The sequence below is a fragment of the Isoptericola jiangsuensis genome (assembly GCF_002563715.1).
Lineage (GTDB): Bacteria > Actinomycetota > Actinomycetes > Actinomycetales > Cellulomonadaceae > Isoptericola > Isoptericola jiangsuensis.
The window spans coordinates 1,211,379-1,225,571 of record NZ_PDJJ01000001.1 but is presented as its reverse complement, the minus strand read 5'-3'; the positions used below and the strand labels follow the sequence as shown (position 1 = coordinate 1,225,571).

Here is a 14,193-nt window from a genome sequence, read left to right as displayed (position 1 = left end):
GTTTGACGGATGAGCACCCAACGAAGGGCAGAGACATGCGGGTCACGAAGAAGTACCTCGCACTGGCCGCCGCCGCCACGACCGCGCTCGCGCTCACCGCGTGCGCGCCCCAGGACGGCGTCGGCGGAAGCGACGACGACGCGACGACGGCGACGGCCGAGCCCGTCGAGGTCGGCATCATCTACTCGAAGACCGGACCGCTGGCCGCCTACGGCGAGGCCTACCGCCAGGGCTTCGAGGCCGGGCTCGACCACGCCACCGACGGCACCGGCGAGATCGACGGCCGCCCGGTCGAGGTCACCTACCTCGACGACGCCGGCGACCCCGACAAGGCCGTCACCCAGGCCAAGGACCTCATCGGCCAGGGCGTGCAGATCATGGGCGGCACCGTCTCCTCGGGCATCGCGCTCAAGCTCGCCGAGCAGGCCGAGCAGAACCAGGTGCTGTACGTCTCCGGCCCCGCGGCCGCCGACGCCGTCACCGGGATCAACGACTACACGTTCCGCTCCGGCCGCCAGTCGCTCCAGGACGTCGCCACCGCCGGCACGTTCGTCGACCCCGACGGCGCCCAGGTCCTCGTCTTCGCCCAGGACAACGCGTTCGGCCAGGGCAACCTCGCCGCCGTCGACGCCGTCCTCGGCGCGCAGGGCGCCGAGGTGACGAGCGTCCTCGTGCCGGAGGACGCCACCGAGTTCACGCCGTTCGCCCGCCAGGTCGTCGACGCCGACCCCGACCTCGTGTTCGTCGCGTGGGCCGGCGCCACCTCCGGCGCCATGTGGCAGGGCCTCGACCAGCAGGGCGTGCTCGACGCCACCACCGTCGTCACCGGCCTCGGCGACGCCGCCACGTTCGACGCGTACGGCGACGCCGCCGCCAAGGTCGACTTCCTCAACCACTACTTCCCCGCCGCGCCCGACAACGACGTCAACGACGCGATGGTCGCCGCCGTCGAGGAGGCCGGCGGCACCCCCGACCTGTTCACCCCGGACGGGTTCGTCGCGGCGCAGATGATCGTGCACGCCGTCGCCGAGGGCGGCGACGACGTCGACGCGATGGTCGGCGCGCTCGAGGGCTGGACGTTCGACGGCCCCAAGGGCTCCACGACGGTCCGCGCGTCCGACCACGCCGTGATCCAGCCGATGTACCAGGTGCGGCTCGTGCAGGACGGCGACCACTGGGTCCCCGAGCTCGTCGCCGAGGTCCCGGGCGACCAGGTCGCCCCGCCGGAGGCCGGCTGACCATGACGCAGCACCAGCCCGGCACGGGACCCGCCGTGCCTCCCGACGCCGCACCCGCGGCCGCGACCGGGCCGGCCCTCGCCGTGCACGGCCTCGGCCTGCGCATCGGCGGCGCGCAGATCCTGCACGACGTCACGCTCGAGGTGGCGCCCGGCGAGATGGTCGGCGTCATCGGCCCCAACGGGGCCGGCAAGACGACGCTGTTCAACCTCGTCTCCGGCGTCCTGCGTCCGACCTCCGGGTCGGTGCACCTCGCCGGGCGCGACGTCACCGGCGACCCGGTCGCCCGGCGGGCCCGCGCCGGGCTGGGCCGCACCTTCCAGACATCCAGCGTCTTCCCGCGGCTCGACGTGCTGGAGAACGTCCGCCTCGCGGCGCAGACCCACCTCGGCCACGGCCTGTCGGTCCTGCGGTTCCCCTCCCGGGGCGACGCCGCCACCCGGCGCGCCGTCGAGCACCTCACCGAGGTCGGCCTGGAGCACCGGCTCCACGTCGCCGCGGGCGACCTGTCCCACGGCGACAAGCGCAAGCTCGAGATCGCGGTGCTGCTCGCCACCGACCCCGCCGTCATCCTGCTCGACGAGCCGATGGCGGGCGTGTCCTCGGCGGACGTGCCCGGCCTCAGCGAGGTCATCCGGCGGCTGCACCGCAGCGGCCGCACCGTGCTCATGGTCGAGCACCACATGGACGTCGTCCTCGGGCTGGTCGACCGCGTCGCCGTCATGCACCACGGCGAGCTGCTGGCCTGCGACACCCCCGAGAAGGTCATGTCCGACCCCACCGTCCAGAGCGCCTACCTGGGAGACGTCGCGTGACCGAGCCCATCCTCAGCGTCCGCGGCCTGCGCGCCACCGTGGCCGGCCAGCAGGTCGTCGAGGACGTCACCTTCGACGTCCCCGCGACCGGCGTCACCGCCGTCCTCGGCCGCAACGGCGTCGGCAAGACGTCCACGCTCAAGGCCGTCCTCGGCCTGTACGACCGCACCGGCGTCGTCGAGCTCGCCGGGGAGCGCGTCGACCGGCTGCCCACCGACCGGATCGTGCGGCGCGGCGTCGGCTACGTCCCGGAGGACCGCGAGGTGTTCGCCGGGCTGACCGTCGCGGAGAACCTCCGCCTCGCCGAGCGGGACGCCGCGCCGCGCCGCGAGCTCGTCGCCGAGCTCTTCCCCGACCTCGTGCGTCGGTCCGCGCAGCGCGCCGGCACGCTGTCCGGCGGCCAGCAGCAGATGGTGTCCCTCGCCCGGGCGCTCCTCAACGACAACCGGCTGCTGCTCGTCGACGAACCCACCAAGGGCCTCGCCCCCAAGATCGTCGGCGAGGTCGCCACCGCGCTGGCGGAGGCCGCCCGCACCGTGCCCGTGCTCCTCGTGGAGCAGAACCTCGAGGTCATCGAACGCCTCGCCACCTCGGTCGTCGTCATCGACGCCGGCCGCGTCGTGCACACCGGCGACGCCGCCGAGCTGCTCGACGACCCCGACCGCATCCAGCGCCTGCTCGGCGTGCACACCTCGGAGAACGCCGCATGAGCACGATCGTCCTGCTCCTGATCACCGGGCTCGGCCTCGGTGCCCTGTACTTCCTCGTCGCGTCCGGGCTGTCCCTCATCTACGGGCTGATGGGCGTGCTCAACTTCGCGCACGGCTCCTTCCTCACCCTCGGCGCGTTCGCCGGGTGGGAGGTCGCCCGGCGCCTGGGCGCCGACGACTGGGGCACCTTCGCGTTGTCGCTCGTCGTCGGGGCCGCCGTCGGCGCCGCGTTCGCCGCCCTCACCGAGCTGCTGCTGGTGCGTCCGCTCTACCAGCGGCACATCGAGCAGGTCCTCGTCACCGTCGGCCTGGCGCTGGCCACCGTCGCGCTCTTCGAGGGCACCTGGGGCTCCGACCCCGTCTTCATCCAGGGCCCCGCCTGGCTGCGCGGCACCACCGTCGTGGCCGGCGCGCCGATCCCCAACGACCGGTTCCTCGCCATCGCGGCCGCCCTCGTCGTCCTCGGCGCCATCGTGCTGTTCCTGCGGTACACCCGCTACGGGCTCATCATCCGCGCCGGCGTCGAGAACCGCGCCATGGTGACCGCGCTCGGCATCGACGTCCGCAAGGCGTTCACCCTGGTGTTCTCCATCGGCGGCGCCGCCGCCGGCCTCGGCGGGGTCCTCGCGTCCCAGTACTTCGGGTACGTCTCGCCCCACCTCGGCGCGTCGCTGCTCATCTTCGCGTTCATCGTCACCGTCATCGGCGGCCTCGGGTCGCTCACCGGCGCCGCGATCGCCTCCGTGCTCGTCGCCGTCCTGCAGCAGTTCGCGAACTACTACTGGGGCTTCGGCGACCTCGTCGTCGTGCTCCTGCTCGCGCTCGTGCTGCTCGTCCGTCCCACCGGCCTCCTGGGGAGCAAGGCATGACCACGCAGCAGACCGACGCACCCCCGGCGGCACCCGCCGCGGCCTCCCCCACCCCCGCGCGCCGTACCCCGGGCCTGCGGCGCTGGAACCTCCTGCTCGGCGGCGTCGCCCTCGTGGCGCTGCTCGCGTGCCTGCCGCTGCTGGCGATCTCCCTGCCGGGCGTCCTGCCCGGGCCCACCTACACCCCCGGCACCCTGCACGTGCTCTCCCTGGCCCTGCTCGTCGGCGCCCTGGCGCTCAGCTACCACCTGCTGTTCGGCGTCGCGGGGCTGCTGAGCTTCGGCCACGCGCTGTACTTCGCCGTCGGCGTCTACGGGCTGGCGATCGTGCTCGACCGCACCGACCTGCCGCTGCTGCCGGCCGCGTGCGTCGTCCTCGTCGGCGGCGTCGTCGTCGCCCACGTCGTCGGCGCGATCTCGCTGCGCGTCACCGGGATCTCCTTCGCCATGGTGACCCTCGCGTTCGCCCAGGCCGGCAACGTGCTCGTGCGCCGCAACCCCGGCGGCACCACCGGCGGCGAGGAGGGCCTCGCCCTGGACACCACCGGCGTCCCGGACGCGCTGGTCGGGGTGGTGAACACCCGGAACCTGTACTGGCTCTCCCTCGCGGTGCTCGTCGGGGTCTACGCCGTCGTGCTCTGGGTCGAGCGCTCCCGGGCGGGCCACGTGGCCGCCGCGACCCGCGAGAACGAGATGCGCGTCCGCGTCATCGGCGGGCGCCCCTACGCCGTCAAGCTGCTCGTGTTCGTCGTCGCCGCCGTCCTCGCGACGGCCGTCGGGATGGCGCACCTGCTGCTCCAGTCCGGGGCCGTGCCGCGCGTGACGTCGTCGGACTTCACGCTCACCCTGCTCGTCATGGTGGTGCTCGGCGGTGTCGGGTCCCGGTGGGGCGCGGTCGTCGGCGGGGTGCTGTACACGCTGCTCGACCAGCGCCTCGGCGCGCTCGCCGCGTCCGACGCGATCGCCGGGCTCCCGCCCGTGCTCCGCGTGCCGCTCAGCGAACCGCTGTTCATCCTGGGAACCTTGTTCATCCTCGTGGTGCTGTTCGTGCCCGGCGGCATCGCCGGGGCCACGGACCGCCTGGCCCGCCGCTCCGGGCGCACCGACCGCGGGGCCGCCCGCCGCGAGGCACGGGACGTCGTCGAGGAGTCCGCATGACCGGTCTGCACACCCTGGGTCGCTGGACCCGCGACCGGGCCACCGCCACGCCGCACCGCGTCGCCGTCGACGACCGCGGCGTCACCCTGACCTACCGGGACCTCGACGACCGCGCGACCCGGCTGGCCGCCGCGTTCGCCGACGCCGGGTACGGCGTCGGGGACCGCGTCGCGACCGTCACCGGCAACAGCGCCGACCAGGTCGTGCTGTTCTTCGCCTGCGCGCAGGCGGGCCTCGTGCTGGCACCCCTGTCGTGGCGGCTGTCCCCGCGCGAGCTCGCCGAGCAGCTCGACCGGTCCGACCCGGCCCTCGTCCTGGTCGAGCAGGAGTTCGCCACGCTCGCCGCCACCGCGCTCGAACGGCTCGCGCTGCCGCCCGCCACGACCGGCCTCGGCCGCTCCGGCGTCGAGGCCGCCGTCCCGCCACCCACCCGGCGCCGCGACCCCGCCCCGGCCCGCCGCGAGGTGCGCGACGACGACCCCCTGCTCCTGCTGTTCACGTCCGGGACGTCCGGGCGCCCCAAGGGTGCGCTGCTCACCCACGCGAGCTGCTTCTGGACCAACCTCGCGTTCTCCCGCACCGTCGAGATGTCCCACGACGACGTCGTGCTGTCCGTCCTGCCGCAGTTCCACGCCGGCGGCTGGAACATCCAGCCGCTGCTCGCCTGGTGGAGCGGGGCCCGCGTCGTCCTGGAGCGCACGTTCGAGCCCGAGCGGGTGCTCCAGCTCCTCGCCGAGCGGCGGGTCACCACGATGATGGGCGTGCCCACCCAGTACCTCATGCTGGCCGCGCACCCCGGGTTCGCCGCCGCCGACCTCACGTCGTTGCGCACCGCCGTCGTCGGCGGCGCCCCCATGCCGGAACCCCTGCTGCGCACCTGGCACCGCCGCGGCGTCGCCCTCACCCAGGGGTACGGGCTCACCGAGGCCGGGCCGAACGTGCTCTGCCTGCCCGACGACGAGGCCCGCGAGCGCCCCGGCTCGGCGGGCAAGCCGTACCCGCACGTCGACGTGGCGCTGGCCGACCCGGTGACGGGCGAGCACCTGGACGGCGCGGCGACGGGCGAGCTGCTGGTGCGGGGACCGGGCGTGTTCGCCGGGTACTTCCGCGACCCGGAGGCCACCGCGGCCGCCTTCGCGGGCGGCTGGCTGCGCACCGGGGACCTCGTGGAGCGCGACGCCGACGGCTACCACCGGGTGGTGGACCGCCTCAAGGACCTGTACATCGTGGGCGGGGAGAACGTCAGCCCCGCCGAGGTCGAGGGGGTGCTGCGCCGGCACCCGGGTGTCGTGGAGGCCGCCGTCGTCGGTGTCCCGGACGAGCGGTGGGGCGAGGTGGGCCGGGCGTTCGTCGTGGCGCGGACCGACCGTCCCACCGACACCGAGGACCTCCTGGCGTTCTGCCGGGCCGAGCTGGCCGCGTTCAAGGTGCCGCACCACGTGGAGCTGGTCGACCGGCTGCCCCGCACCTCCCTCGACAAGATCCCCCGGCACGCGCTGCGTGCCCGACGCCCGCAGGAGGCCCGATGAGCACCCCGCCCCGCACCGCCCGCGGGAACCGGACCCGCGCGAAGATCCTCGCCGCCGCCGAGCAGGTGTTCGCCGACCTCGGCTACCACGAGGCGTCGATCGTGAAGATCACCGAGGCCGCCGGTGTCGCGATGGGCACGTTCTACCTGTACTTCGACGGCAAGCACGCGGTGTTCACCGAGCTGGTGGACGACCTCAACCAGCGGGTGCGGCACGCCATGAACGAGGCGAGCTCGCAGGCCACGACCCGCCTGGAGGCGGAGCGGGCCGGCTTCCGGGCGTTCTTCCGCTTCACCGCGGAGCACCCGGCGCTGTACCGGGTGATCCGGCAGGCCGAGTTCGTGGCGCCGGACGCCCTGCGCCGCCACTACCAGAAGATCGTGTCCGGCTACGTGACCGGGCTGGAGAAGGCCCGCGCCGACGACGAGGTGGGGGACGTCGACCCGACGGTCGCCGCCTGGGCCCTCATGGGCATCGGCGAGATCGTGGGGATGCGCTGGGTGCTGTGGGGCGGGGCCGACGGCCCGGCCGACGCCGGCGGGCCCGGCGCCGACGGCCGCCTGCCGGAGATCCCCGACGACGTGTTCGACCAGACCATGCTGTTCATCGAGCGGGCGCTGGCGCCCCACCGGGCACCGTCCCCCGGGCCGGCCGCCGACGACCCCACCCAGGAAGGACCCACCCCATGAGCGACGAGAAGCACCTCACCGGGCGTCGCGCCCTCGTCACGGGCGCGGGCAGCGGCATCGGGGCCGCGTGCGCCGCGGCGCTGGCGGCGCGCGGCGCGCACGTGGTCGTCGCGGACGTCGACGCGGACGCCGCGGCGCGCGTCGCGGACCAGGTCGGCGGCGAGGCGTGGGTGGTCGACCTGTCGGACACCACGGCCCTCGACGACCTCGTCCTCGACGTGGACGTGCTGGTCAACAACGCCGGGATCCAGCGGGTCAGCCCCATCGAGAAGTTCGACCCGGAGGCGTTCCGGCTCATCCAGCGCGTCATGCTGGAGGCGCCGTTCCTCCTGGTGCGGGCCGCGCTGCCGAGGATGTACGAGCGCGGGTGGGGCCGGATCGTCAACGTGTCGTCCGTGCACGGTCTGGTGGCGTCACCCTTCAAGTCGGCGTACGTCGCGGCGAAGCACGGCCTGGAGGGCCTGTCGAAGGTGACGGCCCTGGAGGGCGGCCCGCACGGCGTGACCAGCACGTGCGTCAACCCCGGGTACGTCCGCACCCCGCTGGTGGAGAAGCAGATCGCCGACCAGGCGCGCGTCCACCAGATCCCCGAGGACGAGGTGCTGGAGAAGGTCCTGCTCACCGAGTCCGCGATCAAGCGGCTCGCCGAGCCCGCCGAGATCGCGGACCTCGTCACCTGGCTGACCGGGCCGAGCGCGTCCCTGGTGACCGGCGGGTCGTGGACGGTCGACGGCGGCTGGAGCGCCCGGTGACAGCGCCGGTGCGCGCCGCGGCCGCGCACGAGACGGTGCCCGGCCACCGCTACCGCGCCCTCGACGTGGCCGTCGACGGCGGCCCGCTGCGGGTCGGCGTGTGGGACGCCGTCGACGCCGCCGGCGAGCCGGTGGACGACGCCCCGACGGTGCTCGCCGTGCACGGCATCACCGCCTCGCACCGGGCGTGGACCACGCTCGTCGGCGAGCTGGCTGGGGTCCGGGTCGTCGCCCCCGACCTGCGGGGACGGGGGCGCAGCAACACCCTGCCCGGCCCGTTCGGCATGGTGCGGCACGCCGACGACGTCGCCGCGGTCGTCCGCGCCGTCGCCGGGGCGCCGGTCGTGGTCGTGGGGCACTCGATGGGGGCGTTCGTCTCGGTGGTGCTCGCCGACCGGCACCCCGGCCTCGTCGCGGGGCTGCTGCTCGTGGACGGCGGCGTGCCGCTGCCCGACCCCCCTGGCGTCGACCCGGACGCGCCGCCGGCCGCACGCCTCGCCGCGGTCCTGGGGCCGGCCGCCGAACGCCTGCAGCGCACGTTCCCCGACGTCGGCGCCTACCGGGAGTTCTGGGCGCAGCACCCCGCGTTCGCCGACCTCCTGGGACCCGCCGTGCTCGACTACGTCGACTACGACCTCGTGCCCGCCCCCGGCGGCCTGCGCCCGGCGAGCGACGCCGGGGCCGTGGCCGCCGACTCCCTCGACCTGCACGGCGACGGCCCGGTCGCCGCCGCGCTCGACCGGCTCGACCGGCCGACGGTCGTGCTGCGGGCGCCCCGCGGCCTGCTCGACGACCCCGCGCCCCTCTACCCGCCCGAGCACCTGGCAACCTGGACCTCACGGGTCCCGGCGCTGCGGCCCCGCGACGTCCCCGACGTCAACCACTACACGATCGTCATGGGCACCGACGGCAGCGCCGCCGTCGCGGCCGAGACGCGCGCCCTGCTGGGCGCCCCCACGAAGGAGGTCCGATGAGCACACCCACTCCCCCGACCGCCGAGCCGACCGGGCTCGACAAGGTCGTCGGCAGCGCCGCCGAGGCCGTCGCCGACGTCTCGGACGGCGCGTCGCTCGCCGTCGGCGGGTTCGGGCTCTGCGGCAACCCGATCGCGCTCATCGAGGCGCTGCTCGCCCAGGGCACCCGCGACCTGTCGGTCGTGAGCAACAACTGCGGGGTCGACGACTGGGGCCTCGGCGTGCTGCTGGGCGCCGGGCGCATCCGCAAGATGACGTCGTCGTACGTGGGCGAGAACAAGGAGTTCGAGCGGCAGTTCCTGTCCGGCGAGCTCGAGGTCGAGCTGACGCCGCAGGGCACCCTCGCGGAGAAGCTGCGCGCGGGCGGCTCCGGCGTCGCCGCGTTCTTCACCCGGACCGGCGTGGGCACGCAGGTCGCCGAGGGCGGCCTGCCGCAGCGCTACGACGGCGCGGGCGGCGTCGCGCAGGCCAGCGCGCCGAAGGAGGTGCGGACGTTCCCCGTCGCGGGCGCCGACGGCGTGCGGGAGCAGGAGTTCGTCCTCGAGGAGGCGATCACCACCGACTTCGCGCTGGTGCACGCGGCGAAGGGCGACCGGTTCGGCAACCTCGTGTTCCACCGCTCGGCCCGGAACTTCTCCCCGCTGGCCGCGATGGCGGGTCGCGTCTGCATCGCCCAGGTCGAGGAGCTCGTCGAGCCGGGCGACATCGACCCGGACGCCGTCCACCTGCCCGGCGTGTTCGTGCACCGGGTGGTCGTGGTCGGCCCCGACGCGCCCAAGCGCATCGAGCGACGCACCGTGCGCGAGCCCGAGACCGCCACCACCCGGAAGGAGGACTGAGCGATGGCGCTCACCCGCGACGAGATGGCCGCCCGGGCGGCGGCCGAGCTGCTGGACGGCTGGTACGTCAACCTCGGGATCGGCCTGCCGACCCTGATCCCCAACCACGTGCCCGCCGACAAGCACCTGGTGCTCCAGTCGGAGAACGGGATCCTCGGCGTCGGGCCGTTCCCCACCGAGGACGAGGTCGACCCCGACCTCATCAACGCCGGCAAGCAGACGGTCACCACCCTGCCCGGTGCCGCGTTCTTCGACTCGGCGCTGAGCTTCGGCATGATCCGCGGCGGCAAGATCGACGCGGCCGTGCTCGGCGCCATGCAGGTGTCCGCGGCCGGCGACCTCGCCAACTGGATGATCCCCGGCAAGATGGTCAAGGGTCCCGGCGGCGCCATGGACCTCGTGCACGGCGCGGCGCGGCTCATCGTCCTCATGGAGCACACCGCCCGCGACGGCTCGCCGAAGATCGTCGACGAGTGCACCCTGCCGCTCACCGGACGCGCAGTGGTGCACCGCGTCATCACCGACCTGGCGGTGATCGACGTGACCGACGCCGGGCTGGTGCTGCGCCAGACCGCACCGGGCGTCACCGTCGACGAGGTGCGCGCCGCGACCGAGCCGCCGCTGACCGTCGAGCTCGACGACGCGCCGCTCGCCGCCGCCCCGCACGCCCTGCGCCCGCCCGCCGCGGTCGGGGAGGACGCGTGAGCGGCCGCCCGCTGCACCGCGCGGACGTCGCCACGGCGCGCGGCAGCTTCCACGTGCGCGACACGGGCCCCGACGAGGGCGCGACGGCCACCCTGCTGTGCGTGCACGGCAACTGCTCGTCGTCCGCGTTCTTCACCGACCTGCTCGCCGCGCTGCCCGCCGACGTGCGCGGCGTCGCCGTCGACCTGCGGGGGTTCGGGGACAGCGACCCCCTGCCGATCGACGCGACCCGCGGCCTGCGCGACCTCGCCGACGACGTCACCGCGGTCGTCGACGCGCTCGGTCTGGCCGCGGCGGGCGCGCCGCCGCTCACGGCGCTCGGCCACTCGGCCGGCGCCGGCGTCGTGCTCCGGCTCGCGATCGACGACGCCACCCGGTTCGCGGGCCTCGTGCTCGAGGCGCCCATGTCGCCGTACGGGTTCGGTGGCACCCGCGACCTCGCGGGCACCCCCACGGCGCCCGACCACGCCGGGTCCGGCGGCGGCACCGCCAACCCCGCGTTCGTCGCCGCGATCGCCGCGGGCGACCGCTCCGACGACCCCGGGTCGCCGCGCGGCGTGCTGCGGGCCTTCTACGTCGCCGACCCCACGACGATCGCCGCCGGCGAGGAGGCGCTGCTCGACTCGGTGCTCAGCACCCGCACCGGCGACGACCACTACCCCGGCGACACCACGACGTCGGAGCACTGGCCGGGCGTCGCCCCGGGCACCCGCGGCATGAACAACGCGATCTCGCCCCGGTACCTCGACCTGTCCGGCTTCGCCGCGGTCACCCCGCAGCCGCCGGTGCTGTGGGTCCGGGGAGCGTTGGACGCGATCGTGTCCGACACGTCCGCCCTCGACCTCGCCCGACTCGGCGAGCTCGGCGCCGTCCCCGGCTGGCCCGGCCGGGACGTCTGCCCGCCGCAGCCCATGGTCGGGCAGACCCGGGCCGTGCTGGACGCCTACGCCACCCGCGGCGGGGCGTACCGTGAAGTCGTGCTCGACGGCGTCGGCCACTCGCCGCACCTCGAGCGCCCGCAGGAGGTCCTCGCGCTCGTCGTCGACGCCGTGCGCGCCACCCTCCCCGCGGCCCCCACCGGCGCGGCGGCCGGCGACCCCGGCCCCGCCCTCGACGAGGAGATGGCCCGATGACCGCCGACCCCACCACCGCACCCACCCCCGACGACGTCGTCGTCGTGGCCGCCGCCCGCACCCCCCAGGGACGGCTGCGCGGGGCGCTGGCACCCCTGACCGCGGTCGACCTGGGCGCCGTCGCCGCCCGGGCCGCGCTGGCCGCCGCGGGCGACCTCGCCACCGACGTCGACGCCGTCCTCGTGGGCCAGGTGCTGCAGGCCGGCGCCGGCCAGAACCCGGCCAGGCAGACCGCCCTCGCGGCGGGTGTCGCCCCCGGCGTCCCCGCCGTCACCCTCAACAAGGTGTGCCTGTCCGGCCTCACCGCCGTCATCGACGGCGCCCGTCTGCTCCGCACCGGGGAGGCGGGGGTCGTGCTCGTCGGCGGGCAGGAGTCCATGACGAACGCCCCCCACCTGCTGCCCGGTGCGCGGGCCGGGTTCGGGTACGGGGAGGCGACCCTGCTCGACGCGATCGCCCGCGACGGTCTCTCCGACGCGTTCGACGGCCAGGCCATGGGCCTGAGCACCGAGCAGCACAACACCGGGGACGTGTTCGTGTCCCGCGAGGACCAGGACGCGCTCGCCGCGGCCTCGCACCAGCGGGCGGCCGCCGCCGCGAAGGACGGCCTGCTCGACGCCGAGCTCGCGCCCGTCGCCGTCCCGCAGCGGCGCGGGGAGCCCGTGGTCGTCACCACCGACGAGGGCGTCCGCCCCGACACCACCGTCGAGACCCTCGCCCGCCTGCGCCCCGCGTTCTCCCCCGACGGCACGGTGACCGCCGGGAACGCGTCGCAGATCTCCGACGGCGCCGCCGCGCTCGTGCTCACCACACGCGCGCGGGCGCAGGCCGCGGGGGTTCCGGTGCTGGCGACCGTGCGGGCCGCCGGGCAGGTCGCCGGGCCCGACACGTCCCTGCACTCGCAGCCGGCGAACGCGATCACCGCGGCCCTGGCCCGGCAGGGCTGGAGCGCCGCCGACCTCGACCACGTCGAGATCAACGAGGCGTTCGCGGTCGTGGCCGCCGTGTCCACGCGCGTGCTCGGGCTGGACCCCGCCATCGTCAACCCGCACGGCGGCGGCATCTCGCTCGGCCACCCCATCGGGGCGTCCGGCGCGCGGCTCGCCGTGCACGCGGCGCACGAGCTGGCGCGACGCCGCGCGGCGGGCGAGGAGCGCGTGCGCGCCGTCGTCGCGCTGTGCGGCGGCGGCGGGCAGGGCGACGCCCTCCTCCTGGAGGCCTGACCGCCGGCACGCGCCCCGCTCAGGACCGGGGCGCGTGCCGCTCCAGGAACTCGTACACCTCCGTGGTGTCCACCCCCGGGAACGCGCCCGACGGCATCGCCGCGAGCATCGACGCGTGCGGGCGGGCGCTCGGGAACGCCTGGCCGTCCCACCGCTGCGCGAGCGGCGCCCGCGGGCGACGGCAGCACGACTCGTCGGGGCACCGCGACGTCGACCGGGCCGTCGTCTCCCGGCCGAGGAACCACTTCACCTGCGCGTACGGCACGCCCACGCTCACCGAGAACCGGCCGTCCGGGGTGTCCGTCACCCGGGAGGTGCACCAGTACGTGCCCGTCGGGGTGTCCGTGTACTGGTAGTACGGGCTGAGGCGGTCGGCGATGCCGAACACCACCCGCGCCGTCCACTGCCGGCAGACGTGTTGCCCCTCCACCGTGCCCAGGGCGTCCGCCGGGAACCGCACGCCGTCGTTCTCGTACGCCTTGTGGATCGCTCCCGACTCGTGGACCTTCATGAAGTGCACGTCGATCCCCAGGTGCCGCGTCGCGAGGTTCGTGAACCGGTGCGCCGCCGTCTCGTAGGAGACCGCGAACGCGTCCCGCAGGTCCTCGATGGAGATCGCCCGGGCGTCCTTCGCGTCCCGCAGGTGCCGCACCGCCTCCCGCTCCGGCAGCAGCAGCGCCGCGCACAGGTAGTTCGCCTCGACCCGCTGCCGCAGGAACTCGCCGTAGCTCTGCGGCTCGGTGTGCTCGAGCACGTGCGACGACAACGCCTGCAGCAGCGCCGACCGCGCGTCCGAGCGGCCGCGGATGCCGTTGCTCGGCAGGTAGACGCGCCGGTGCCGCTGGTCGATGACGGCGCGCGTCGAGTGCGGGACGTCCGACTCGTAGTGGATGGTGAAGCCCAGGTGGGAGGCGATCTCCACGGCGGCCCGCTGCGGCACCGGGCCGTGCGTGTGCCCGACGTCGTCGAGCAGGGACCGCGCCACGAGCTCCAGGTCGGGGAAGTAGTTGTCCTGCGCGCGCATGTCGGCACGCAGCTCGGTGTTCGCGCGGCGGGCCTCCTCCGGGGTGAGCGCCCGCTCGGAGTGCAGCCGCTCCAGCTCCGCCTGGAGCGCCACGATCGCCTCCAGGGCGTCCGTCGGCAGCGACTTGCCGACCCGCACCGACTTCACCCCGAGCGCCGAGAAGAGCGGCCCTCTTTGCACGCGCTCCAGCTCGATCTCGAGCGCGTCCCGCCGCGACGGTGCCTCCGGCGACAGCAGCTCGTCGACCGTGGTGCCCAGCGCGCGGGCCACGGCCTGCAATCGGGCGATGGTCGGTTCGCGCTTGCCGTTCTCCAGCATCGAGACCTGCGACGGTGCACGTCCGATGGCGTCGGCGAGGTCGCCCAGCGTCATGCCGCGCCGCGCGCGCAGGTGCCGGATCCGTCGTCCGATGGTCAGCGCGTCCGGCTCGGCGGCGTCGACGGGCGCCGCCGGGGCGGGCGGGACCGGTCGCTGCGTGGTGGTCGTGGCCATGCCCCAGGGTGACATGCGGCACACCTTCTGAGAAGGAGAAGAAC

The 14,193-nt window shown here is 75.1% G+C and carries 14 protein-coding genes; 13 read left to right on the top strand and 1 reads right to left on the bottom strand.

Going from position 1 to position 14,193, the window contains the following annotated elements:
* Positions 1-35 precede the first annotated feature (35 nt).
* Genes ATJ88_RS05505 through ATJ88_RS05445 form a run of 13 tightly spaced genes read left to right on the top strand, consistent with a single transcriptional unit; the run spans position 36 to position 12,633 of the window.
* Positions 36-1,238 carry a substrate-binding domain-containing protein gene (locus ATJ88_RS05505; RefSeq protein ID WP_098462959.1) on the top strand — a complete coding sequence of 401 codons (1,203 nt, stop codon included), beginning with the start codon at positions 36-38 and terminating at the stop codon, positions 1,236-1,238.
* Positions 1,239-1,240: 2 nt separating this feature from the next.
* Positions 1,241-2,053, top strand: a complete 813-nt coding sequence (locus ATJ88_RS05500; protein ID WP_098462958.1) for an ABC transporter ATP-binding protein — start codon at positions 1,241-1,243, stop codon at positions 2,051-2,053.
* Positions 2,050-2,763 (top strand): ABC transporter ATP-binding protein, encoded by a 714-nt coding sequence (locus ATJ88_RS05495; RefSeq protein WP_098462957.1) that lies wholly within the window; start codon positions 2,050-2,052, stop codon positions 2,761-2,763. The genes ATJ88_RS05500 and ATJ88_RS05495 overlap by 4 nt, the downstream gene beginning before the upstream one ends.
* The gene (locus ATJ88_RS05490; RefSeq protein ID WP_098462956.1) at positions 2,760-3,632 is read left to right on the top strand and encodes a branched-chain amino acid ABC transporter permease; all 873 of its coding nucleotides are present in this window, start codon (positions 2,760-2,762) and stop codon (positions 3,630-3,632) included. The genes ATJ88_RS05495 and ATJ88_RS05490 overlap by 4 nt, the downstream gene beginning before the upstream one ends.
* The gene (locus ATJ88_RS05485) at positions 3,629-4,789 is read left to right on the top strand and encodes a branched-chain amino acid ABC transporter permease (RefSeq protein ID WP_098462955.1); all 1,161 of its coding nucleotides are present in this window, start codon (positions 3,629-3,631) and stop codon (positions 4,787-4,789) included. The genes ATJ88_RS05490 and ATJ88_RS05485 overlap by 4 nt, the downstream gene beginning before the upstream one ends.
* Positions 4,786-6,318, top strand: a complete 1,533-nt coding sequence (locus ATJ88_RS05480) for a class I adenylate-forming enzyme family protein (RefSeq protein ID WP_098462954.1) — start codon at positions 4,786-4,788, stop codon at positions 6,316-6,318. Before ATJ88_RS05485 ends, ATJ88_RS05480 begins: the two co-directional genes overlap by 4 nt.
* Positions 6,315-7,007 (top strand): TetR/AcrR family transcriptional regulator, encoded by a 693-nt coding sequence (locus ATJ88_RS05475; protein ID WP_098462953.1) that lies wholly within the window; start codon positions 6,315-6,317, stop codon positions 7,005-7,007. The genes ATJ88_RS05480 and ATJ88_RS05475 overlap by 4 nt, the downstream gene beginning before the upstream one ends.
* Positions 7,004-7,759, top strand: coding sequence for a 3-hydroxybutyrate dehydrogenase (locus ATJ88_RS05470; RefSeq protein WP_098462952.1), 756 nt, complete (start codon positions 7,004-7,006; stop codon positions 7,757-7,759). Before ATJ88_RS05475 ends, ATJ88_RS05470 begins: the two co-directional genes overlap by 4 nt.
* Positions 7,756-8,733, top strand: coding sequence for an alpha/beta fold hydrolase (locus ATJ88_RS05465; protein ID WP_245852152.1), 978 nt, complete (start codon positions 7,756-7,758; stop codon positions 8,731-8,733). The genes ATJ88_RS05470 and ATJ88_RS05465 overlap by 4 nt, the downstream gene beginning before the upstream one ends.
* Positions 8,730-9,572: a CoA transferase subunit A gene (locus ATJ88_RS05460; RefSeq protein WP_098462951.1), complete on the top strand. Its 843-nt coding sequence runs from the start codon at positions 8,730-8,732 to the stop codon at positions 9,570-9,572. The genes ATJ88_RS05465 and ATJ88_RS05460 overlap by 4 nt, the downstream gene beginning before the upstream one ends.
* 3 nt (positions 9,573-9,575) lie before the next feature.
* Complete coding sequence (locus ATJ88_RS05455) at positions 9,576-10,277, top strand: CoA transferase subunit B (protein ID WP_098462950.1); 702 nt, start codon at positions 9,576-9,578, stop codon at positions 10,275-10,277.
* Positions 10,274-11,410 carry an alpha/beta fold hydrolase gene (locus tag ATJ88_RS05450; RefSeq protein WP_245852150.1) on the top strand — a complete coding sequence of 379 codons (1,137 nt, stop codon included), beginning with the start codon at positions 10,274-10,276 and terminating at the stop codon, positions 11,408-11,410. Before ATJ88_RS05455 ends, ATJ88_RS05450 begins: the two co-directional genes overlap by 4 nt.
* A complete protein-coding gene (locus tag ATJ88_RS05445; protein ID WP_098462949.1) occupies positions 11,407-12,633 on the top strand; it encodes an acetyl-CoA C-acyltransferase in 1,227 nt (408 codons plus the stop codon). Before ATJ88_RS05450 ends, ATJ88_RS05445 begins: the two co-directional genes overlap by 4 nt.
* A gap of 19 nt (positions 12,634-12,652) precedes the next feature.
* Here ATJ88_RS05445 and ATJ88_RS05440 read toward each other — a convergent pair whose 3' ends face one another.
* On the bottom strand, positions 12,653-14,164 hold the full coding sequence (locus ATJ88_RS05440; protein WP_245852148.1) for an XRE family transcriptional regulator: 1,512 nt from the start codon (positions 14,162-14,164) through the stop codon (positions 12,653-12,655).
* Positions 14,165-14,193: the final 29 nt, after the last annotated feature.

Bases quoted from the DNA above. Each gene is read 5' to 3' on its own strand.
- ATJ88_RS05505 (WP_098462959.1), top strand. From the start codon at position 36: ATGCGGGTCACGAAGAAGTACCTCGCACTGGCCGCCGCCGCCACGACC.
- ATJ88_RS05500 (WP_098462958.1), top strand. From the start codon at position 1,241: ATGACGCAGCACCAGCCCGGCACGGGACCCGCCGTGCCTCCCGACGCC.
- ATJ88_RS05490 (WP_098462956.1), top strand. From the start codon at position 2,760: ATGAGCACGATCGTCCTGCTCCTGATCACCGGGCTCGGCCTCGGTGCC.
- ATJ88_RS05485 (WP_098462955.1), top strand. From the start codon at position 3,629: ATGACCACGCAGCAGACCGACGCACCCCCGGCGGCACCCGCCGCGGCC.
- ATJ88_RS05480 (WP_098462954.1), top strand. From the start codon at position 4,786: ATGACCGGTCTGCACACCCTGGGTCGCTGGACCCGCGACCGGGCCACC.
- ATJ88_RS05475 (WP_098462953.1), top strand. From the start codon at position 6,315: ATGAGCACCCCGCCCCGCACCGCCCGCGGGAACCGGACCCGCGCGAAG.
- ATJ88_RS05470 (WP_098462952.1), top strand. From the start codon at position 7,004: ATGAGCGACGAGAAGCACCTCACCGGGCGTCGCGCCCTCGTCACGGGC.
- ATJ88_RS05460 (WP_098462951.1), top strand. From the start codon at position 8,730: ATGAGCACACCCACTCCCCCGACCGCCGAGCCGACCGGGCTCGACAAG.
- ATJ88_RS05455 (WP_098462950.1), top strand. From the start codon at position 9,576: ATGGCGCTCACCCGCGACGAGATGGCCGCCCGGGCGGCGGCCGAGCTG.
- ATJ88_RS05445 (WP_098462949.1), top strand. From the start codon at position 11,407: ATGACCGCCGACCCCACCACCGCACCCACCCCCGACGACGTCGTCGTC.
- ATJ88_RS05440 (WP_245852148.1), bottom strand. From the start codon at position 14,164: ATGTCACCCTGGGGCATGGCCACGACCACCACGCAGCGACCGGTCCCG.